The 20,378-nt window shown below is 66.9% G+C and carries 26 protein-coding genes; 17 read left to right on the forward strand and 9 right to left on the reverse strand.

All coding sequences use genetic code 11. The features are described 5' to 3' along the window. The coding region (locus QOD90_RS31415; RefSeq protein WP_526356506.1) for an STAS domain-containing protein at positions 1-226 on the reverse strand (226 nt) is incomplete at its 3' end. A 172-nt stretch (positions 227-398) separates the two neighbouring features. On the opposite strand from QOD90_RS31415, the gene QOD90_RS31420 reads away from it, so the two are divergent. The 5 genes from QOD90_RS31420 to QOD90_RS31440 are packed head-to-tail and all read left to right on the forward strand — an operon-like array spanning position 399 to position 4,901. Beyond that, positions 399-1,265, forward strand: coding sequence for an STAS domain-containing protein (locus QOD90_RS31420; RefSeq protein ID WP_526356508.1), 867 nt, complete (start codon positions 399-401; stop codon positions 1,263-1,265). Between the two features lie 28 nt (positions 1,266-1,293). Beyond that, positions 1,294-1,686 (forward strand): STAS domain-containing protein, encoded by a 393-nt coding sequence (locus QOD90_RS31425; protein WP_526356510.1) that lies wholly within the window; start codon positions 1,294-1,296, stop codon positions 1,684-1,686. Between the two features lies 1 nt (position 1,687). Further along, positions 1,688-2,092: an anti-sigma regulatory factor gene (locus QOD90_RS31430; RefSeq protein ID WP_526356566.1), complete on the forward strand. Its 405-nt coding sequence runs from the start codon at positions 1,688-1,690 to the stop codon at positions 2,090-2,092. Further along, positions 2,089-2,712 carry a SpoIIE family protein phosphatase gene (locus QOD90_RS31435; RefSeq protein ID WP_526356567.1) on the forward strand — a complete coding sequence of 208 codons (624 nt, stop codon included), beginning with the start codon at positions 2,089-2,091 and terminating at the stop codon, positions 2,710-2,712. The genes QOD90_RS31430 and QOD90_RS31435 overlap by 4 nt, the downstream gene beginning before the upstream one ends. Continuing rightward, complete coding sequence (locus QOD90_RS31440; RefSeq protein WP_526356512.1) at positions 2,712-4,901, forward strand: SpoIIE family protein phosphatase; 2,190 nt, start codon at positions 2,712-2,714, stop codon at positions 4,899-4,901. The genes QOD90_RS31435 and QOD90_RS31440 overlap by 1 nt, the downstream gene beginning before the upstream one ends. Here QOD90_RS31440 and QOD90_RS31445 read toward each other — a convergent pair. Both QOD90_RS31445 and QOD90_RS31450 read right to left on the reverse strand, forming a co-directional pair. After that, the gene (locus tag QOD90_RS31445) at positions 4,898-6,061 is read right to left on the reverse strand and encodes a PP2C family protein-serine/threonine phosphatase (protein WP_526356514.1); all 1,164 of its coding nucleotides are present in this window, start codon (positions 6,059-6,061) and stop codon (positions 4,898-4,900) included. The genes QOD90_RS31440 and QOD90_RS31445 overlap by 4 nt on opposite strands. Next, positions 6,058-6,858, reverse strand: a complete 801-nt coding sequence (locus QOD90_RS31450) for an alpha/beta fold hydrolase (protein WP_526356516.1) — start codon at positions 6,856-6,858, stop codon at positions 6,058-6,060. The genes QOD90_RS31445 and QOD90_RS31450 overlap by 4 nt, the downstream gene beginning before the upstream one ends. 166 nt (positions 6,859-7,024) lie before the next feature. Between QOD90_RS31450 and QOD90_RS31455 the strand changes: the two genes are divergently transcribed. Next, positions 7,025-8,041, forward strand: coding sequence for a DNA topoisomerase IB (locus tag QOD90_RS31455; protein WP_526356518.1), 1,017 nt, complete (start codon positions 7,025-7,027; stop codon positions 8,039-8,041). Here the strand turns inward: QOD90_RS31455 and QOD90_RS31460 are convergent. Then, on the reverse strand, positions 8,020-8,703 hold the full coding sequence (locus QOD90_RS31460; RefSeq protein WP_526356520.1) for an HAD family hydrolase: 684 nt from the start codon (positions 8,701-8,703) through the stop codon (positions 8,020-8,022). The two genes, QOD90_RS31455 and QOD90_RS31460, sit on opposite strands and share 22 nt — an antisense overlap. Before the next feature lie 117 nt (positions 8,704-8,820). Here QOD90_RS31460 and QOD90_RS31465 point away from each other — a divergent pair, with 117 nt between their 5' ends. Continuing rightward, positions 8,821-9,726 (forward strand): mechanosensitive ion channel family protein, encoded by a 906-nt coding sequence (locus QOD90_RS31465; RefSeq protein WP_526356522.1) that lies wholly within the window; start codon positions 8,821-8,823, stop codon positions 9,724-9,726. 6 nt (positions 9,727-9,732) lie between these two features. Here QOD90_RS31465 and QOD90_RS31470 read toward each other — a convergent pair whose 3' ends face one another. Further along, positions 9,733-10,056, reverse strand: a complete 324-nt coding sequence (locus tag QOD90_RS31470; RefSeq protein ID WP_526356524.1) for a hypothetical protein — start codon at positions 10,054-10,056, stop codon at positions 9,733-9,735. A gap of 119 nt (positions 10,057-10,175) precedes the next feature. On the opposite strand from QOD90_RS31470, the gene QOD90_RS31475 reads away from it, so the two are divergent. The 5 genes from QOD90_RS31475 (at position 10,176) to QOD90_RS31495 (ending at position 13,827) form a co-directional block, all read left to right on the forward strand. Further along, entirely contained in the window at positions 10,176-10,502 is a 327-nt protein-coding gene (locus QOD90_RS31475) for a hypothetical protein (protein WP_526356526.1), read from the forward strand. Positions 10,503-10,794: 292 nt separating this feature from the next. Continuing rightward, positions 10,795-11,508 (forward strand): glycosyltransferase family 2 protein, encoded by a 714-nt coding sequence (locus QOD90_RS31480; RefSeq protein WP_526356528.1) that lies wholly within the window; start codon positions 10,795-10,797, stop codon positions 11,506-11,508. Beyond that, complete coding sequence (locus QOD90_RS31485) at positions 11,505-12,449, forward strand: acyl-CoA dehydrogenase (RefSeq protein ID WP_526356530.1); 945 nt, start codon at positions 11,505-11,507, stop codon at positions 12,447-12,449. The genes QOD90_RS31480 and QOD90_RS31485 overlap by 4 nt, the downstream gene beginning before the upstream one ends. Then, positions 12,446-13,213: a PIG-L deacetylase family protein gene (locus tag QOD90_RS31490; RefSeq protein WP_526356532.1), complete on the forward strand. Its 768-nt coding sequence runs from the start codon at positions 12,446-12,448 to the stop codon at positions 13,211-13,213. The genes QOD90_RS31485 and QOD90_RS31490 overlap by 4 nt, the downstream gene beginning before the upstream one ends. Next, positions 13,213-13,827, forward strand: a complete 615-nt coding sequence (locus QOD90_RS31495) for an SAM-dependent methyltransferase (protein ID WP_526356534.1) — start codon at positions 13,213-13,215, stop codon at positions 13,825-13,827. The genes QOD90_RS31490 and QOD90_RS31495 overlap by 1 nt, the downstream gene beginning before the upstream one ends. A gap of 4 nt (positions 13,828-13,831) precedes the next feature. Here QOD90_RS31495 and QOD90_RS31500 read toward each other — a convergent pair whose 3' ends face one another. Beyond that, complete coding sequence (locus tag QOD90_RS31500; protein ID WP_526356536.1) at positions 13,832-14,257, reverse strand: STAS domain-containing protein; 426 nt, start codon at positions 14,255-14,257, stop codon at positions 13,832-13,834. Positions 14,258-14,508: 251 nt separating this feature from the next. Here QOD90_RS31500 and QOD90_RS31505 point away from each other — a divergent pair, with 251 nt between their 5' ends. From QOD90_RS31505 to QOD90_RS31520, 4 genes are read left to right on the forward strand one after another with little or no spacing between them, the layout of a single operon-like run. Beyond that, positions 14,509-15,009 carry a DUF6328 family protein gene (locus QOD90_RS31505; RefSeq protein WP_526356538.1) on the forward strand — a complete coding sequence of 167 codons (501 nt, stop codon included), beginning with the start codon at positions 14,509-14,511 and terminating at the stop codon, positions 15,007-15,009. Positions 15,010-15,055: 46 nt separating this feature from the next. Next, positions 15,056-15,502 carry a hypothetical protein gene (locus tag QOD90_RS31510; RefSeq protein ID WP_526356540.1) on the forward strand — a complete coding sequence of 149 codons (447 nt, stop codon included), beginning with the start codon at positions 15,056-15,058 and terminating at the stop codon, positions 15,500-15,502. A gap of 51 nt (positions 15,503-15,553) precedes the next feature. Then, the gene (pat, locus tag QOD90_RS31515; protein ID WP_526356542.1) at positions 15,554-16,555 is read left to right on the forward strand and encodes an acetyltransferase Pat; all 1,002 of its coding nucleotides are present in this window, start codon (positions 15,554-15,556) and stop codon (positions 16,553-16,555) included. Continuing rightward, positions 16,555-17,427 carry a shikimate 5-dehydrogenase gene (locus QOD90_RS31520; protein ID WP_526356569.1) on the forward strand — a complete coding sequence of 291 codons (873 nt, stop codon included), beginning with the start codon at positions 16,555-16,557 and terminating at the stop codon, positions 17,425-17,427. Before pat ends, QOD90_RS31520 begins: the two co-directional genes overlap by 1 nt. Before the next feature lie 3 nt (positions 17,428-17,430). Here the strand turns inward: QOD90_RS31520 and QOD90_RS31525 are convergent, their stop codons facing one another. From QOD90_RS31525 to lpqN, 3 genes are all read right to left on the reverse strand, one after another. After that, positions 17,431-18,336, reverse strand: coding sequence for a hypothetical protein (locus QOD90_RS31525; protein WP_526356544.1), 906 nt, complete (start codon positions 18,334-18,336; stop codon positions 17,431-17,433). Next, positions 18,336-18,734: a hypothetical protein gene (locus QOD90_RS31530; RefSeq protein WP_526356546.1), complete on the reverse strand. Its 399-nt coding sequence runs from the start codon at positions 18,732-18,734 to the stop codon at positions 18,336-18,338. Before QOD90_RS31530 ends, QOD90_RS31525 begins: the two co-directional genes overlap by 1 nt. Positions 18,735-18,796: 62 nt before the next feature. Further along, positions 18,797-19,495 (reverse strand): envelope biogenesis lipoprotein LpqN, encoded by a 699-nt coding sequence (lpqN, locus tag QOD90_RS31535; RefSeq protein WP_526356548.1) that lies wholly within the window; start codon positions 19,493-19,495, stop codon positions 18,797-18,799. A 210-nt stretch (positions 19,496-19,705) separates the two neighbouring features. Between lpqN and QOD90_RS31540 the strand changes: the two genes are divergently transcribed. Continuing rightward, positions 19,706-20,362 carry a DUF5642 family protein gene (locus tag QOD90_RS31540; protein WP_526356550.1) on the forward strand — a complete coding sequence of 219 codons (657 nt, stop codon included), beginning with the start codon at positions 19,706-19,708 and terminating at the stop codon, positions 20,360-20,362. Positions 20,363-20,378: the final 16 nt, after the last annotated feature.

The raw sequence follows: 20,378 nt of genomic DNA on the forward strand, positions 1-20,378 counted from the left end.
CGCCTGCCCTTTCGTGGGTTTCGGCGAGGATCCGTAGCCCGACCGACGCGAGGACTGACACCGCGGTGAGATCCATGACCAACGCGTTCGGGCGCTCGTCGATCAGCACGGCAAGAAGCTCCTCCAGTGGCGGCGAGGTGGCGAGATCCACCACCCCGTCCACCAACAGCACGGTGATCCCGTCCCGACGCTCGACCGAGGTCGAGAGCGCATCGGCTGCTGACAACGGCCATCCCTCCCTAACGAACCTCGTCCACCGTGGTCGGCGACGAGCCACGACGAGCCTAGTGCCCGTGATCGCTTCGCTGAACATTAAACGGGTAACCGTCACCCGCGTCACCCGTCAGGCTAATGTCAAGATCGGCGACTCGCGTAGGCAGGCGGCAGCAGGAGAGCACATGTCAGATGACCTGGTGACGGACAACTCGAACTCCAGCGAGGGACTTCTACCCCAACTGGTCAAACACCTGCGATACAACCGCACGGTGTTGCGCGAGGAGTGGGCCCGCCGGATCACCGAGGCCGAACTGCTGACCGCGATGACGCCGGAGGAGCTGTTCGGCGAGGCGACGGCGGTCTACGACAACTACGTCGAGGTCCTCGAGACCGGCAGCGTGGAAGCGCTCCAGGCCTACGCCCGCGACCTGTCCGAACGCATCATTCCCCGCGGTGTGGAGACCGACGAGGTGCTCGGCATCGTCCTGCTGCTCCGCGACGTCCTCGCGCGGTCGCTGTTCGAGAAGTACCAAACCGACTTCGACCTGCTCAACCGCGTCCTCGACGCCTACGAGCCCGCCGCCAACCGCATCGCCAACACTGTGGGCGTCAGCTTCGTCCAGGAACGCGAACGCATCATCCGGCAGCAGCAGGAAGCCATCCGCGAGCTGTCCACCCCGGTGCTGCAGGTCCGCGAGCAACTCCTGATCCTGCCGATCATCGGCGTGCTGGACAGCCCGCGTGCGCGTCAGCTCACCGAACAACTGCTCCGCGCGATCCGGGCCAATCGCGCCAAGGTCGTCGTCATCGACATCACCGGTGTGCCCACCATCGACTCGACGGTCGCCAATCACCTGGTGCAGACCGTCGACGCGTCGGGCCTGATGGGCGCCAACGTGATCATCACCGGCCTGTCCTCCGACATCGCGCTGACCCTCGTCACGATCGGACTGGACCTGTCCAAGATGAATGCCGTCGGCGACCTGCAGGGTGGCATCGAGGAAGCCGAACGGCTCCTCGGCTACGAGGTCACCCGCGCGGGCGAATAGACCCGCACCCACACGACGACGGACGCCGATGCCAGTACCCATCCTCAAACAGGGGACCATCCTCATCGCGACGGTGCAGGCCGCGCTGACGGACTCCGACACCGAGCGCCTTCGTCAGGACCTGATGGAACAGGTGAGCCGGTTCCGCGCTCACGGAATCATCGTCGACGTCACCGCCATCGACGTGATGGATTCCTATGCGGCACGGTCACTTCGGACCATCGCCCACATGACCCGACTGCGCGGTGCCGACACCGTCATCGTGGGCCTGCAACCCGAGGTGGCGTTTGCGATGGTGCAACTCGGGCTGGTCTTCGACGGGATGCACACCGCGCTCGACCTCGAGGAGGGGCTGGCTCTGCTCAACCCCAAGCCGCCCGCGCCGCGAAGGCACACGAACGGGCGAGACGGTGCCGACTGAGCTGCCGGATCTCGTCATCGACGTCACGACGTCCGACGACATCGTCACGGCGCGTCAAGCCGGCCACCACCTCGCACGCGAACTCGGCTTCTCGCTGACCGACGTCACCATGATCGCGACGGCGATCTCCGAGATCGCAAGAAACATCACCAGTTACGCCGGACGCGGCGCGATCAGGGTCGGGGTGGAGCACCGAGAGGGGCGCCAAGCGCTCGTCGTGCGCGCGGAAGACGAGGGTCCCGGCATCGTCGACGTGGACCGGGCGCTCGAGGAGGGGTACTCGACGGGACGCGGGCTCGGCCTCGGACTGCCGGGCGCCCGCCGGTTGATGGATCGGTTGATCGTGGACTCGGTGCCGGGCCGTGGGACCACGATCGAGATGTGGAAGTGGACGCCGCAATCATGATCGGCGCTGGACGGTTCGGACCCATCGAGTGGTCGGTGGCCGCGCGCCCGCTGCCCGGGCAGTCCGCCTCCGGCGACGAGGCGGTCGCCGTCGAGGTCGATGGCCGGGCGGCAGTGTTCGGCGTCATCGACGGTCTCGGCCACGGCCCGGATGCGGCATCCGCGGCAGCGCGCGCCGCCTCGGTCGTCGGGCAGCACGCAGCAGAGCCGCTCGACGAGGTGCTCGGAGCCTGTCACCGGGAGCTGGGCTCGACGCGAGGTGCCGCAATGACGTTGGCGCGCATCGACTTCCGCGCCGACACCGTGAACTGGGTCGGTGTCGGCAACGTGACGGCGGCACTCGTCGCCAGGGCGCCGAGCGGTGTGGCGGCCACCTCCTTCGTCCGTCTGGTCAGCGGCATCGTCGGGTTTCAGATGCCCCGTCTCCCAGTTCCCGAGGTCATCGACGTACGTCCAGGGCACCTGCTGGTGATGGCCAGCGACGGCGTCACCGAAGACCACCTCGACGGGCTCGACTTCGCGGCTTCGGCGGATGCGATTGCGAATCGCATTTTGGGGGAACACACGCGCGTGACTGACGACGCCTTGGTGCTGGTAGCGCGCCACAGGGGTGCCACCTGATGGCGGCCGACGACTTCCACGACAGCTACGCCGCAGCGCTTCGGCGGTATCTGGACGAGGGGGACGAGGCTAGCCTCGCGGTCGGTCACGACCTGGGCCGCAGGGCACTGCAGGACCGGCTCAGCATGATGCAGATCGTCGAAGGCCATTTCCGGCTCGTCGAGGCGACGCCGGGAACGTCTCACACCGCCACCCTGCAGTTCCTTCTGCAGACCCTGGCGACCTTCGACATCGCCACCCGCGGGTTTCTGGACGGCAACAAGCGCTACGAGCAGCAGCGCGCGAGGGCCGACGACCTCGAGGACCGCGATGCGTTCCGCACGGCGCTGGTGAACGCGCTTCAGGAGGGGTTCTTCGTCGTCGACCGCGAGGGCACCATCATCGAGGTGAACGAGGCGTTCGCCGCCATCACCGGCTGCGGAACCGAGGGGCTACCGTACGCGTGGCCGTATCCGTGGGTGGTCGACAAGCACGAAGCGGGTCGGCGTCTCTCGCTGCTCGTCGAAGAGGGCAGTCTCATCTCCGAAACGCCGGTGCAGCACCGTGATGGTCGCATCACGTGGGCGGCGGTGAGCATCAACTCGGTCACCGCCGATGGCGACGAACGCGCCGCGTACGTGGGCACGATCCGCGACGTCACGGCGATCAGGGCGTCGGCCGCCCGAGAAAGTACCGTCGCACGTCTGGCCACCGCGGTAGGAATCGCGACCAGTGTCGCCGAAGTGCTGGACATCGTGCTCGAGGAGTTGCGTGCGGCGATCGACGTCCAGCGGGTCGTCGCCGTCATGTGGACCAGGTCGGGAGCGGATCCCGAAGTTCAGGCCGCAGGCACCTCCGACGCCACCAGCTGGCGCGATCTCGACCCCTTTCTGCAGGCGAGGCTCGAAGAGACGCGGGGCTGGCCGCCCCTCTCGGTGCAGGCAATCGGGACGGCAGGGCCGTCGGGCCCCTGGCTGGGGATCATGGCGGTGCTGCCCGGGACCGGCTCGACGGCGCTGTGGTTGGAGCACGGCGAGCCGCGCACCGTCGGCGAGGACGATCGGCTCCTCGTCACTGCGCTCGTCGGGCACCTCAGTTTGGCCGTCCAGCACGTTCGTCAATTCGAAATGGCCAGGGAGGCGTCGCTCACCCTGCAACGGACGATGATGCCGACGGCGAAGCCACCGATCGGCTTCGCCGTCCGGTATGAGCCAGCCGTCTCCCCGCTGGAGATCGGCGGTGACTGGTACGACGTGCTGGCGGTCGGCGACCATCAGATCGGCGTCATCGTCGGTGACTGCGTGGGCAGTGGCCTGGCAGCGGCCGCGGTCATGGGGCAACTTCGCAGCTCGGCCAGGGTGTTGCTGATCAACGGAGCGACGCCCGGGCGACTACTCGACGAACTCGACTCGGCGGCGGCGCTCATCCCCGGCGCCTACTGCACGACCGTCTTCGTCTGCACCATCGACACCGACACGGGGGAGATGACCTACAGCAGCGCGGGCCACGTGCCTGCCCTGCTCGCCGCGCAAGGCACGACACCGAAGACGTTGACCGGCGCCACCTCGGTGCCCCTGGGGGTGCAGAAGGCCGGCCCGCGACCGCAGGCGTCGAAGTTCCTCTCCCCGAGCTCCACGTTGATGCTGTACACCGACGGGCTCGTCGAGCGTCGTAACGACCTCATCGACAACGGGATTCAGCACGCAGGTGAGGTGCTCGCCGAAAACATCGCAGCTCCGGCGGACGTCGTCGCGGACGCCGTGCTGAGTCGACTCGCGCCGAAGGACGGGTTCGACGACGATGTCGCGATCGTGGTCTACCGCAGGCCACCCGCACCGCTGGAGATCGACGTGCTGGCGACACCCGATCAGCTGAGCGACATCAGGAACCAGATCGGCAGGTGGCTGTGGGCCACCGGCATCCCCGACGACCTCGCGGGAGACATCGTGCTCGTCGTCAACGAGGCATGCACCAACAGCATCGAGCACGGATACCGCGCCGCCAAAGCCGGCCGCATGCTGGTGTGCGCCGAAGCCAAGGGCCGTGGAGTCTCGATCCGCATCAGCGATTTCGGTTCGTGGAAGCTGCCCGATGTCAACCCGCGGGTCCGCGGACGAGGGGTCCCGCTGATGCGCGCGGTCAGTGGCGACGTCACCCTCGACGGCACGGCGACGGGCACCACCGTGACGATGAACTTCGAACTCGCCTAGCTGGGGGGCACCCCGAGGGCGAGAACGGCGGCGTCGTCCTCGACCCCCGCGCCGAGATCCTCGATCAGAGCCCGCATCGCCGCGACGATGCCGTGCGCGTCGTTGGGCGTGTGAGCCGAGGCGAAGCGCAGCAGTTCGCCGTCGTCGTCGTAACGTCGCGGCCCAGTGCCGGTCCGTGCCTCGGTGTATCCGTCGGAATAGGTCAAGAGCGTGTCACCCGGCGACAGCGCGATCCGTACGGACGTGAACGTCGGCTTGGCGAACAGTCCGACCGCCTGGCCTCCGTCAGTAGGCACGTATCGGGCGGTGCCGTCGGCACCGAGAAGCAGGGGCGGCGGGTGTCCACCGGTGGCGATCTCGACATCGAAACTGTTGTTGCCCAGGGTGATCAAGCCGAATAGCACCGTGCAGAACCATCCCTTGTCGGCGTATGCATCCTGCTTCAAAACGCTGTCGAGGGTGTGCAGCACGCCGACGGGATGCTCGTCGTTCACGGCGGCGGCGCGCAACGTGTAGCGGGTCAGCGAGGTCAGCGTGGCTGCGGCGACACCCTTCCCGCAGACGTCGCCAAGGAAGAAGCCGTACCTCTCCCGGGACAGCGGAAACAGATCGTAGAAGTCACCGCCGACGTCGCTGGCCGAAGGACTGTAGTAGTGCGCGGCCGCTTCGAGGCCGGGTGGCGGCGACAGGGACGGCGGAAGAAGCGAGAGTTGGAGCGTCTCGGCAAGACTCACTGCGCGCCCGCGTTCGTCCTCGGCTCGTTTGCGTTCGGCCAGAAGCTCGCGCTCGTAGGACCGGCGGTCGGTGGCGTCGTCGGCGACGATGCGGACGAGCGCGGGGCGTCCCTCGGCGTCGGGTTTGACGTTCGCCGTGAGGAGCACGGCAAGCCGCCGGCCGCCCGAGGCAACGAGGTCGACGGCGACACCGTTGAGCAGTCCCGACGCCAACAGCATCGGCATGAAGTGGGTCTCGAAGTGGATGCGGCCGCCGGCGGTCAACAGCCTGGCGAATGGGGTACCGATCAGTTCCTCGCGCGCGCGCCCGAGCCATGACGCCATGGTCGCGTTCACGGCTCGGATCTCTCCTTCGGGGGTGGTGATGACATAGCCGCATGGCGCGTTGTCGAACGCGTCCCGCAGGTCGTCGCCGACGTCCGTCACGGACCGGCGGCGAACGCGGCGATGGCCGCCGTGGTGTCGTCGGGTGCGCTTAGCTGCGGGCAGTGCCCGGTGGCGTCGATGGTGACGAGTCGACAGCCGACGATGTGTTCCTTCGTGTAGGCGCCGACGGAACGAGGCGCCAAGGTGTCGTGAAGGCATTCGATCACCAGCGTCGGCACCCCAACCCGGCTGAGGTCGGCACGGTTGTCGGAGAGGAACGTCGTGCGCGCGAACACCTGAGCCTTCACCGGATCGTTGCGGCAGAAGGAATTGGTCAGTTCTTCTCCCAGCTCGGGTCGGTCGGGTGTGCCCATGATGTTCGGGGCCATGGTGCGTGACCATCCGAGGTAGTTGCTCTCCATGGACTCGAGTAGCTCGTCGATGTCGGCGCGCGTGAAGCCGCCGGTGTAGCCCTCGGAATCGAGATAGCAGGGCGACGGCGTCAGCAGGATCAACTTGGCGAACCGGCGGGGATCCTTCGCGACCGCGAGTACGCCCATCATGGCGGCGACCGAGTGCCCCACGAGTACGACGTCAGTGAGATCGAGCTCCTCGACGATGTCGAGGATGTCGTCGGCGTAACTCTGTAGCGACGAGTAGCGCTCCGCATCCCAAGCCGCAGCATCGGAGTTTCCGGATCCGACGTGGTCGAACAACACCACGCGGAACTCATCGCGCAACCGCGCGGAGACGAGGCGCCACAGATTTTGATCGCAGCCGAACCCGTGCGCCAGCATGACCGTCGTGCCGGCTTCGTTGCCCGTGAACGTCACGTTGTTCTTGCTCGTTACGGTCACTGTCGCATCCTTCCACTCAGCTCGATGCTTGGTTCGAGCCAAGGGGGGTAATCCCCGCCCATGTGCAACGAGCAATTCTACGACGACGAGCCGATCGCCACGAGCTCGAGGGCGGCCAGGCGCGCGCCACGTGGACCGGAAGTCCTTCGCGAACAGCAGGATTGACATGCGCCTGCGCAGGAGCGTCCTGACCGGCCCAGGGATCGCCCGCGTTCGACGGGGCAAGGGCTTCTCGTATCAGCGGGCTGACGGCAAGCCGGTGACGGACGCCAAGACACTGCAACGCATTACGGAGTTGGTGATTCCGCCGGCGTGGAAGAACGTATGGATCAGCCCATACGCGAACGGCCACATTCAGGCGGTCGGTACCGACGTGGCAGGCCGTCGTCAGTACCTCTATCACCAGGCCTGGCAGGACGACAAGACGGAGGAAAAGTTCGACCGCGTCTTGGAGATGTCGAAGAAGCTCCCTGCCTGGCGGGCGACCATCGCCGAGGATCTCGGGGGTCGTGGCTTCACGCGCGACCGCGTCTTGGCGCTTGCCCTGCATCTCCTGGATCTCGGCTACTTCCGGGCCGGCGGCGAGCAGTACGCCGAGGAGAACGAATCCCACGGCCTCGCGACGCTGTTGTGTGAGCACGTCACCGTCCGGCGCGGCGCCGTTGCGTTCGACTTTCCGGCCAAGAGTGGCGTCCGCCGCACCCTCGAGATCGATGACTCCGCGGTCGTCACGGCGGTGCGGTCGCTCTTGCGACGCAATTGTCCCAGCGACCGCTTCCTGGTGGTCAAGGATGCGGACGCGTGGAAGGACGTCCACGCCGACGATCTCAACGCACGGTTCAAGGAACTGGTTGGCGACGACTACAGCGTCAAGGATCTCCGAACGTGGCACGGGACCGTGCTCGCCGCTGCGGCCTTCGTCGACGCAGATCCGCCCGTGTCGAAGAAGGTCGTCAAGCGAGTCGAGGCGGCGGTCATGAAGGAGGTGGCCGAGGAGCTCGGCAACACGCCCGCAGTCGCGCGCGCGTCGTATGTCGATCCCCGCGTCGTCACTGGTTATGAGGCAGGCCTGACGATCGCCGCCGCCGCGAAGCGAGCAGCGCGGGCCAAGGGCGCCGGCGAGCAGCAGGCAATCCTGGAGAAGGCCACCAGGACGCTGATTCAGCGGGCCAACAAGTCCTGAACCAACCGCGCGATGGGAGTCTGCTCCAGGTGGTCGATGAGATCGCTCGGATTCTCGAATACCGACACCGCCCCCTCAGCCTGAAGCAGACGCCGGTCGATTCCGCCGCTTTCGACTCCGATGCACGGTACCCCCGCGCGGTTCGCCGCGCGGACGTCCCACACCGAGTCGCCGACGAAGACAGCGCGGCTAGGGTCGACGGCGGCTCGATCCAGCGCGACCTGGACGATGCCCGGCTCGGGTTTGGCGGTGTCCACGTCTGCCGATGAGGTCACCGCGGACACGATGTCGTCCCTGTCCAAGACCTTGCGCAGGATCGCCAACTCGTCCTCGGGTGCCGACGTCGCCAGCACGACCTGCAGGCCCTTCGCCGCTACCGCGTCCAGCAGTTGCAGCGCCCCGGGGAGCGGTCTGAGCAGGTAGGTCAGTTCCTGGTAGTAGCGGGAATTGAGATCCTGCACGCGGTCGGCGGCATCGTCGGCAATTCCTGGCACCAACTCGTCGAGGAGCGTCGAGCCGTCCATGCCGATGCGGCGGTGAATACGCCACGACTCGACGACGTGACCCTGCTCGCTGAATGCGCGCTGCCAGGCGTGCACGTGAAGGTAATTGGAGTCGATCAACGTTCCGTCGATGTCGAACAACACTGCGGGGGCGGCCATCTTCGCTGGGTTCCCCACGTTGCGCAGGCGAAACGCGTTGCCGCTGGCGATCGTTGCGACGCATGTGTTTTGTCGCGTGGACGGTCGGGAACGCCGTTGGGCGTGAAGTCCACCCGCGTGACATCGGCCGCTACCTCCAGTGCATTCGAGTTCAGACAGAGTTGGGATGGGTTGTGGTCGTCGGAGTTCGGCCACTGGATTCTCACCAAGGGCCTGCACATCGTGCTGGTGATCGTCGCGACGATCATCGCGACGCGAGTGATCCGGCACGTCGCACGCCGAATCAGCAGCCGGCTCGCCGCAGGCGACGACGCGGATGCGACCGTACGATCCGAGGCGGTCAAACACCGTCAGGCGGTGGCCTCGGTGATCTCGTCGGTCGCCATCGCCGTGCTGTACGTGGTGGTATCCGTCGACGTCATCAACACGTTGGGCCTGCCGATCGGCTCGCTGGTCGCTCCCGCCGCGGTACTGGGTGCCGCGCTCGGTTTCGGTGCGCAGCGCATCGTGCAGGATCTGCTGAGTGGTTTCTTCGTCATCACCGAGAAGCAATACGGGTTCGGTGATCTGGTGCAGCTCACGATCGGCGCAAGCAACGAGGCGGTGGGCACCGTCGAGGACGTCACCCTGCGGGTGACCAAGCTGAGAACCAGCGACGGCGAGATGTTCACGGTGCCAAACGGGCAAATCGTGAAATCGCTCAACCTGTCCAAGGATTGGGCACGCGCGGTGGTGGACGTCCCCGTCCCCACCTCAGCCGATCTCAACCGCGTCAACGAAGTGCTCAAGGCCGTCTCGGAGAACGCGATGCAGGACCAGGTTCTGCCCGACCTACTGCTCGACAAGCCGGCGCTGATGGGCGTGGAGAGCATCGGGGTCGACGAAGTCAAGCTGCGGATGGTGGCACGCACGCTCCCGGGCAAGCAGTTCGACGTCGGGCGCCGGTTGCGGCAGATGGTGGTGACTGGCCTGCGCCGAGAAGGCATTTCCATCGGCGCCGCGGCAACCGTCGACGCGGCGTGAAGCCGCTCAGAACGTGGTGAACAGGATGACCGCGGCAGCGGCGATGACGACCAACGCAATCGCCGGTACCGCGATGCCATACCGGCGACGTGCCGTGACGAATGAAAGTGCCACCGCCACAACCGCTACGACGGGAATTCCGTACTCGATGAGTCCGAAGACGGTCTCGCTGGGTCCGCGGTTGGGGCAGGTTTGATCGCTGCACCCTGCCGTTCCGAGCACCTGTAGATAGGCGTACGCGACGACGGCCAAAGCGGCGGGCACCGTCAGAATGGCCAAGATCCAGTTGACGGTGGTGTGCCTGCCGTCCCGGACTGTTGTCGTTTCCATGTGCATCCTGTCTGCGGAGTCGCCCCGGAGTTGCGGTACCAACCGGGGCATTACCCGTGGCAGCGAACCTGAAACGGACCCGTGGAGTTTCACGGCGCGGTTTGCGGGGCACATGGAGGGTGACCAAGGCGGTCACAGCAACCCAGCGGGAGGATTGGGCCTTGAAGCGCACGAAGATGATGACGAGCTTGATGGCGGCTGGCTTGGCGGCCGGCGCGCTGCTGAGCGGTTGCGGCGCGAAGGTAGAGGGCGGCGACACGTCTTGCAAGGACTACCTGGCAGCCAACGACGCCGACCAGCAGACGGCGGTTTCGAAGATGCTGAAGGACGAAAAGGGCACCGACGCGGCGCAGCTGGAGGTCACGGGGACGAAGCTGTCGGTTCAAACCTTCTGCCAGACCGCGGGCAAGGAAGACAGCAAGATCAAGGAAGCCCCGCACCTCTAGCCGCGGGTTTCGGGCGGTGCGGGCCGGGTAATCGGCGACTGTGAGTGAGGAATCGACACCGCTGAGAGCGCTGGTGCCGCAGGTTGACGCCGACGCCAGCCGCCTTGGCTGCACGCACTGGAGCGGCGCGGCGAAGGAGACCACCAACCATGACGGTCTCGACGAGGTTGCAGCGCCGGTCGCTTCTGCGACCGGCGTGGCCGCGCGGAACGCCGCTCACCTCGCTGCCAGCCTGAGGTCCGCGAAATTCCCTGCCTATCAATAACATTGGGTGTCGAGAACGGAGCGACCGATGAGCTTTGATCGTGCAGTGGTGGTGATTCCCGCGCACGACGAGGTTAAGCGGCTGCCGTCGTGTCTGAAGGCCGTCCTCACTGCCGCGGCCGCAGCGCCGGGACCGGTGCTGACCGTCGTCGTCCTCGACGCCTGCACCGACGAGAGTGCGCTACTCGCAGGACAATTCGGTGCCGACGTGCACTTCGTTGAAGTGGATGCCAAGAACGTCGGGGCAACCAGGGCGGCCGGCTTCAAGTATGCGCGAAATGCCCTCGGCATCGAGAAGTCCGACGAGTCGCGCGTCTGGTACGCCACCACCGACGCGGACAGCCGGGTGGATGCCGATTGGCTGGTCGACCAGATGGCGGCCGACGCCGAGATGGTGCTCGGCGTCGTCCGGGTCACCAATTGGCGGCACTTTTCGGCCTCGTCGATCAATCGTTATCTGACCGCCTACCGGGCCAAGTCCCGCAGGCGCGGTGGCGGCCACGACCACGTCCACGGCGCGAACATGGGTTTCCGGGCGGACGTCTACTGGGAGGTGGGTGGCTTCGCCACCCTTCCCTCGGGAGAGGACGTCGATTTGGTGCGGCGATTCGAGGAGAAGGGTTGCCGAATCCACCGGGACGCCGACCTGTCCGTCGAGACGTCGGCCAGACGTGAAGGTCGGGCTCCCAGAGGATTCGCGGCCTACCTCAGATCGGTGTCGTCGCGCGGAGATGCGGCGTGACCGCCGTCCTGGTTCACCGTTGGCTCGATGCCGGCGAACTGGACCTTCCCGTGCCGGGTTCGGGTCGCACCGGCTCGCGATGGTGGAAATTGGCGGCGCTGACCGAAAATGACGTGGTCGCAGGAAGATTGGCCGAGGCACACACCGATGCGCTCGCGATCCTGTCCGAACTAGATGGCCCAACCCCCACCGCGGATCAGCTGTGGGGGGTGTGGGCCGCAGAGGCGCCGCAGGCCGTCGTGTCCGCTGGCAAGGGTGACGACGAACGCACTTTGCTCACCGGCATCAAGGCGTGGTGCTCGGGCGCGGCAATCTGTACTCATGCCCTCATCACCGCGAGGTGCGACGACAACGGCCCCGGACTCTATGCCGTCGACCTGAGCCAGGACGAAGTGGAGGTGCTGGCTGATGACTGGCACAACGTCGGCATGCGCGATTCCGGCACCCGGTCGGTGCGCCTGAGCGGTGCCGTGGGCGTCCCGGTCGGCAGGCCCGGCGACTATCTGACGAGGCCGGGCTTCTGGCACGGTGCCATCGGCGTGGCAGCGTGCTGGTTCGGCGGTGCCCGCGGCGTCGCCGCGCCGCTCTACCGTGCCCTCGCGGAGAGGCACGACGGTTCGATCCCGGACGCGCATGCGCTCGCTCACCTTGGTGCGGTCGACGCGGCGCTTGCCGCCGCTGAGGCGATGTTGGTGTCGGCGGCCTGCTACGTCGATGCCGAACCGCGAGGCGATCGCGCCGAGTTGATTGCGCGAAGGGTGCGGGCCGTCGTCGAACGGGCCGTCGACGAGGCCATCGTCCGGACGGGACGCGCTCTGGGACCCGGCCCCCTCGTCCTCGACGCGAGGCACGCCCAGCGGGTCGCCGATCTCACGATCTACGTGCGGCAGAGTCACGCGGAGCGTGATCTGGCCGCCCTCGGGAAGGTGGCCGCCAGGTGACCGCGGTGGACTCGGGGAACGGAGCGCTGTTCGCCGCGCGGCCGATCGCGGGCGGCGGTACCACCACCGCGGAGTGGCGCAACCGCGGTCGCGAGTTTCCCGTCCTCGACCTGTCCGAGTGTCCCGCGCTGGTCCTCGTGGCGCCCCACCCCGACGACGAGACGCTGGGCTTCGGAGCGACCGCATCGATGCTGCGTTCGCGCGGAGTCGACGTCAGCGTCGTCGCCGTCACCGATGGAGGCGGCTCGGTCCCGGGTTTGTCACCCCTGGAACGAAAGTGGCTGGAACGCGACCGCCGCGCCGAGGTACGGGACGCCGTCAAGATCCTCGGGCTCGGCGAGCCGGTGTGGCTCGGGCTGCCCGACGGCGACCTTACCGCCCGCGAAGCCGAGTTGACCGAACTCCTGGTCGACGTCCTGGACGCAGGCATCGACGGCACGTGGTGCGCCGCCACCTGGCGGGGCGACGGGCACCCCGACCACGAGGTCGTCGGGCGCAGCGCTGCCGCCGCGGTCGAGCGCACCAGTGCCGAACTGCTCGAGTACCCGGTGTGGATGTGGCACTGGGCGCGCCCCGATGACGACGCGGTGCCGTGGCATCGCATGTCGATGGCACCCGTCGACCGCGTCGCGTCGGCGCGCAAGCGTCTTGCTGCCGCGGTGTTCGGGTCGCAACTGAAGCCGTACGAACCGGGCCTGGACGCCGTGCTGCCACCCTTCGTGCTTCAGCGATTGTTCGCGGTGGGCGAGACCGTGATTCGCTGATGGAGCGCCTTCCCGACCGCTACTTCGACGACGTCTACGCCGCCGCCCGCGACCCATGGAAGCTGGCGGACCGTTGGTACGAGAGGCGTAAGTATGCGATCACCATGGCGATGTTGCCCGACGAGCGCTACCGGCACGCGTTCGAGCCCGGTTGCTCCATCGGTGTGCTGACGGAGCAGTTGGTCGCTCGATGCGATCACGTGACCGCCTGCGACGTGGCGCAGGCCGCGCTCGATGCCACCGGCGAACGCAACGGCGGGCGACGCAATCTCACCCTTCTTCGGTCGTCGCTGGACGCCGACTGGCCGCGCGGCGACTTCGATCTGGTGGTGCTCTCCGAAGTGGCCTACTACCTGTCGGAGCCGACGTTGCGCCGCGTGTTGGATCGAGAGTGTGCGCGGCTGGCGACCGGCGCGACCATCGTCGCTGCGCACTGGCGCCACGCCGTGTCCGACTACCCACTGTCGGGCGACCGGGCGAACGCACTGATCACCGCGACGGCCGACATGACCGGAGTGGCCCGCTACTGCGACGACGACGTGGTCATCGACGTGCTGCAGAAGGGGAGGGCTGACTCGGTCGCCGTCCGAACCGGGGTCCCGGGTTCGGAGTAGCGGATCAGCGGTTCGTCACCAGCCGGAGATGGCTGCGCGGCGGACGGGTGACGGCAGTGATGGCGCCCTCGAGCGTGTTCGAGACGGGCAGTCCCCCGTCGGGATCGCAGATGTGGAGCACTCGATCGACCTCGGCGCCGGCGAGCACCACCCAGTTCACGGCGTGCCGACTGCACATCACATTGATCCGGTGCAGGATGGAAAACCCTTGAGTGCCAAAGAAATCGAGCTGTCGTAGATCAACTATCAAGCGACTGGTGGACTCCAGTACGGCTTCGACATAGCTGCTGAGGGCGAGAGCGTTGACCGCGTCGACCTCGCCGGTGGCGGCGATGAGCGTCATCGAAGGGCGAATGAACGACGTCGCGAATTCGACGCGGTCACGCCGGTGCCACGGTTTACCGGTACGGGGGCCGGGGGCTAGCGTCACGATGGTCTCCTTCGGCGAAGTGCCGTATTCGAGACATAGGTCAAGGGATGGCCCTGCTTCTCAAAGCCGCCGCCCGCATCACGTGCGGGCACAGATGAAGATTCACGCGGCTGTCAGCTCAACCTGCAGTCGAGCGTAGTACGGATTCGCTGGTTCAACAATGACGTTTTGCTGCAGCATCACGGTGTTTGCGGCGGGCGGGAGCGGGAACTCCTTCCGCCTCGGCTCGTGGAGGCGGTGACGATTTTCGCATGGACGTTGACCACCCCGAGGCGAACCAGCGCTGGGATCAAAGTGTGCGATCCGAAACGGCAACCGAGCGGTTGGATCGAAACTGGTCGAGCTTGCTTCAGGAACTACGGGTGGTGCAGACCGGTGTTCAGTTGCTGACCGGCTTCCTTCTGACGCTGCCCTTTCAACAGCGCTTCGACATTCTCGACGGCGACATGCGAGTGGTCTATCTCGCCACCGTGGCGTGCGCGGTGGCCGCCTCCGTGCTGCTGATCGCCCCGGTCGGCATCCATCGCGTGCTCTTTCGGCAGCGACGCCTCCAGACTTTGGTGTCGGCCGCGCACCGGTTGGCGTACGCGGGCCTGCTTCTGCTCGGGCTCGCGCTGGTCGGGATGACGGTGATCATCTTCGGCGCCGTCTCGGGGAAGTCCGCAGGCATCACGGCCGGCATCGTCTCGTTGGCCGCGTTCGCGACGTTCTGGGTGGTGGTTCCGGTGTGGATGCGGGTTTTCCGTAGCTGACGCGCGGGTAACCGGTGCGCAGTCCAACGGAAAGTGAGGGCCCGCGATGGCCTCCAGGCATCTGAAGTCGCCCCGCAGCGGCCCGCGCGGGACCTTTCTCATCGTCGCTGCCTCGTTGGTCTTCGCGTTCGCGGCGATCACCGCAGCCATTGCCGTGCACGTCGTGGACGGAAGCCCGACCGCGGCCCGTCAGGCGGTGCAATCGACTGGGGCGGCTCAGCCGGTGAGTCAGCAGGGTCGTCTTCTCGCCGTGTCGCCCACGTCGGTCACGGCACAGAGCGTCGACGGATTCGCGCGGACCTACCTGATCAACGCGCAGACGAATGCGATCACCGAGCGGGGAAGTGTGATTGGCGGGGCGGCAACGACTTTCGCGGTCAACGACGAAGTGTCGATCGTCGGCGTCGTGAGCAACGGGACGGCAATCGCGACGGCCGTCGCAGGCCAGCGGGTCAGCAACCTCAACGGACCGCCGATGGACGGCGGCGTCTGAAAACGGGTGATCCGGCGCAGCTAGTGACGCTCATGACGTAGCCTCGGTCGGGTGGCGGGATCAATCACCGCTAGTGCCGAGGAACTGGCTGCCCTGGAGTTCTTCGCTGGCTGCCCAGCCGAACACCTGGGGCCGGTGGCCGCGCTGCTCCGTCCGCTCAGCGCACCTCCCGGGCAGGTCCTCATGCTTCAGGGCGAGCATGCCGATTCCTTCCTGTTGATCGAAACTGGTCGGGCGCGAATTTCGCATACCGGCCCCGACGGTGACGTCATCGAGGTCGAGGTGACGCCGGGCCTCATCGTCGGTGAGATCGCCCTCCTCCGTGACACTCCGCGAACCGCAACCGTCACCGTGACCGAGCGACTCACCGGCTGGGTGGGTGGCGAGGAAGCCATCGCGGCCATGCTCGACGTGCCCTTCATGATGGACAAGCTGGTCCGCACCGCACGCCAGCGCCTGGCCACCTACGTCATCCCCATCCCCGTCACCCTGCGCGACGGCACCGAACTGCACCTGCGGCCGGTGCTTCCCGGCGACAACGAGCGCGCCGTCCACGGCCCGGTCAAGTTCTCCAGCGAGACGTTCTACCGGCGATTTCAGACCACTCGGACACCGACTCCAGCGCTCATGGCCTACCTGTTCGAGGTCGACTACGTCGACCACTTCGTGTGGGTGCTGACCGACGGCAAGGCCATCGACGCGCCAATCGTGGCCGATGCCAGGTATGTCCGCGAGGAAAGCCACACCGTCGCGGAGGTCGCGTTCATCGTCGGCGACGCCTACCAGGGTCGGGGGATCGGCAGCTTTCTGATGGAAGCGCTCGCGATCGCCGCGCGCAGCGAGGGCATCCGGCGATTCACCGCCAGGGTGCTGGCGGACAATCTTCCGATGCGAACGATCCTCGACCACTACGGCGCCCACTGGCACCGCGACGAGCTGGGTGTCGTCACCACCGCGTTCGACGTTCCCCTCATGCGCGACCTCGCGCTGCCCGCCGAGCTCTACCGCGAAATCCGTTCGGTCGCACGCCAGGTCATCAGGGCGGTCGGGTGATGCAGGACGAGGTGACCGCCCAAGGCCGAAGGCCGCCGTTGACCGCCCAAGGCCGAAGGCCGCCGTTGAACAAGGACACCCGGCTGTGCATTTCGCTGGCCGCGCGACCGAGCAACATCGGCACCCGGTTTCACAACCACCTGTACGAGGTGCTCGGCCTCGACTTCATCTACAAGGCGTTCACCACCACTGACATCGCCGCCGCGATCGGCGGTGTGCGGGCTCTTGGCATCCGGGGCTGTTCGGTCTCGATGCCGTTCAAGGAGGACGTCATCGCCCTCGTCGACGACGTCGAGGCGTCGGCGAGGGCCATCGGATCGGTGAACACGATCGTCAACGACGACGGATACCTGCGGGCGTCCAACACCGATTACCTTGCCGTCCAGCGGCTGATCGACGAACACCGGCTCGATGCGGGGGGCAGGGTGCTCATTCGCGGTAGCGGTGGGATGGCAAGCGCGGTCGGCACGGCGTTCCGCGACCATGGCTTCACCTCCGGCATCGTGATCGCCCGCAACCAGGACAGCGGGCGCGCGCTGGCCGACCGGCTCGGCTACGACTACGCGACGGACGTCGGGACGCACGTCGCGTCCGTCATCGTCAACGTCACCCCGATCGGCATGGACGGCGCCTCGGAATCTTCCGAGCAGGCCTTCGAAGAGTCCACGATCGCCAACGCGACGACGGTGTTCGACGTGGTGGCGCTGCCGTCGGAAACACCGCTGATCCAAGCCGCCCGCGCGGCGGGCGTCCACGTGGTGACCGGTGCCGAGGTCATCGCCCTGCAGGCCGCGGAGCAGTTCGAGCGCTACACCGGGGTGCGGCCGACGGCCGAGCAGGTCGCGGAGGCGTCGGCGATCTCGAGGGCGTGACGGTCAGGGAGCGTTGACCACGGTGATCGGACGGCGGACCCGCTCCATCTGATGAGCGTTGAAGCCGGCGTACATCATTCGCGCCGCGACGAACCACGACAGCGACGAGTGCACCGCCGACGCCGTCGGTGCCGCGTCCTCGGGTAACGGCAGCGCGAAGGGCAGCGTCACCTGCGTGCCCGCGGTCAACGGAATCTTCTTGTCCAGCTGGACCACCCGGCCGTCGACGGGGCCCGGCTGGGCCGGGGTGCGCTCCAAAGGGTGCGACTCGCGGAAACGTTGCCAGTAGACGGCGACGTCGCCGTTGGGCAGGTCGATCTTCGGCCGCAGCACGACCGTGCCGTTGATGACTTCACCGGCCCGGTACACCGGTGAGCCGAGCAGGATGTCGATCTCGGTCTCTCCGTCACCCGCGAAGCGCTCCATCGGGTCCTCGACCGCCTCGACGTCGGCGGTCCCGATGACGACGGTGAACTCACCGCGCTCGTCGACGTCTCGGCCGCCGCGCTCGATTCTGAGCCGCGCCGACCAGCGCGCGATCTCCGGTGACGAACCGGGCGCCCACGACGGGATCGTGAACGTCGCCGTGCCGCCGGTGAACTCGCTGGTGGCCACGGGCAGGTCGACGCGGGTCACGCAGACCCAGTCGTCGGTGACGCGCTCGCTGCCGTAGCTGGTGCCGACCTGGTCCATGGTCCAGACCGAGTCGTTGCCTGCCGCGCCCACCGAGTCGACCCTTCCGGCCCAGTGGTACCGGTAGAAGTTGTCGTAGCCCCACTCCAGCGTCGCCGTAGCCACCTTGTCGATGGGCTTGTCGGTCGTGATGGTCGCGGTGACCGCCTGCCGCGGCCGGACGGTCTCCGGCGTGAGCGTCACCCGTACGCCACCGGACCGACTGAAGAGACCCACTACTTCTTCTTCGCGTACTTCGCCCGGTTCGCCGCGTATTCCTCGGGGTGGTTCTTCTTCTGATTGGCGCGCACGGGCCAGAAGATCAGCCACAGAAGCGGGTAGATGGTCACGTAGAACAGCCCGGTGACCGCGGCTCCACACAGCACCGCGAACACCCAGGCCGGATAGATGAGGATCAGGCAGAACTGGATGAACTGCTTGATGACCACCGGATAGCCCTCGGCCATCGACCACACGAAACGCGGGCTCATCGCGTGGGTGAACTGCTTCCACTTCGACGTCTCGGCCTCGAGTTCGGCCTGCGCTTCGCTGACGTCGCGGCCGCGTTCCTCGCGAGTCTGCCCGCGCTGCGGCGGAGGAGGTTCGCTAGCGGGGGGCTGCTGGGCGGAGGTCATGGCACCTCTTCTCGGTTTTGCGTGGCTGAGAGTTCGCAGCGGAGCTTAGCTGTAAATGCCCGTCATGGCGTGATGGTGGTCTGCTCGTCGATCTTCGAGGTGGCGTCCATCAGTGGCCCGATCTGATCCTCGGTGCCGGTGGCGTTGAGCTGAAGGACGAAGATCCCGTTGCCGTCCGCGGCCGGGATGACAACGGTCTTCTGGGCGATGAGAAGCTTGGCGCCGTCCTTCACGAAGGTCGCGCCGACCTGGTAGGCGTCGAAACCGCCGAGCTTGGCATCGCTGCCGTCACCCGCGCTCTCGTAGCCGGGCAGGTTCTTCAGCTCGCCAGGCGCGAACTTGAAGATCTGAGCGGGATCGACGTCGCCGGTCAGCTTGGACATGATCGCGGTTATCGATGGCGGGTTGGCAGCCATCGCCGGATCGGTGAAGTAGATGGTGCCGTAGGCGCCCTCCGGGGTCTTGTCACCTGCGTCGCTCCAGCCCTCGGGCGTCGGCAAGTTGACCGTCGGAGTGCCGGGATCGCCACGCTTGACCGGGGTCTCGGTGATGCCCTTCTCCTTGATGTAGTCCGCGATGGTCGGATTGGCGCCGGCGGCCTGCTTCGACGTCGGCGCGGCACTGCTGCTCGACGCGCTGCTCGAGGCCTTGCTCGACGACGAGGAGTCCCCTGTCTTCGAGTCCGACCCGCAACCCGAAAGGGCCAATCCCATGGCGAGGAGGGCGACGGCGGCGCCACCCGCGGGGGTGTGGGTTCTCATGAAGTCTCCTGTCGGGAAAAGCGCGCCGGACCAGCGGTCGGCAAACTGAAAATACACGTCAAACGGCGGCGCAAGTCGGAATCCGAACTCCCGATGCGTGAATCGGTCGGTCACGTTGCCCGTCAACGACTCGTCGTACGGGTCGATGACCGGCGGCGCGTCCCGCCACGGTGTGGGCGCTCGTCGGCGTAATCGTGATACCAAGACTTCATGCGCGTGTTCGCGTCCTGCGTGGCGATCGCGCTGTGCGCGGCGTGCGGCCCCTCGGACACCCAGTCGCCGCCCGAAGTGGCCGACTCGTCGTCGCTGCCGCCCGCGGGGGTGAACCCCGCGAGGGTGGAGCGGGTCCGTCCCGATCTGCCAACGGGTTACGAGTTCGCGCCCCTACCCGTTCGGGCCGCGCCGGTAGCCCTGTGGGGCTTCGGCGCGGTGTGGACGGCGGACCCGCCTGGGTGCGGTGGGCTCGCCGACCCGGCTGGTGCCGCCGCCGCGCACGGCTGGTCCGCGTCCGGTCCCGGCGGCATCGTGTACGCCGTAGTGGCCGACGCGCAGGTCGGATTGGACCCGTTGCTGGTGGATTCATGTGGCACGTGGAGCATGTCGGCCGGGCACACCAGCGGTGTCGTCGACATCGTCGACCCGCCCGCAGTCGACGGTGCGGCCACCCTTGGGATGATTTCGGATGCGACCACCACCGTCGAGGGTGGCATCGAAACCCATTCGCACGCCGAAACTTTCATTGCCTATCTCGGCGAACACGTCGCCTACGTCACGGTCGTGACCGATCCAGGTGCGTCGGCGCCATCGCTCGCACCAGGCTTTGCGGCCGACCTACTCGTGAAGACGGTGGCGGCGATCCGCGGGTGACGGCCGGCGGACGGGT

Origin of the sequence: Mycobacterium sp., assembly GCF_032161845.1 — a bacterium.
Taxonomy (GTDB): domain Bacteria; phylum Actinomycetota; class Actinomycetes; order Mycobacteriales; family Mycobacteriaceae; genus Mycobacterium.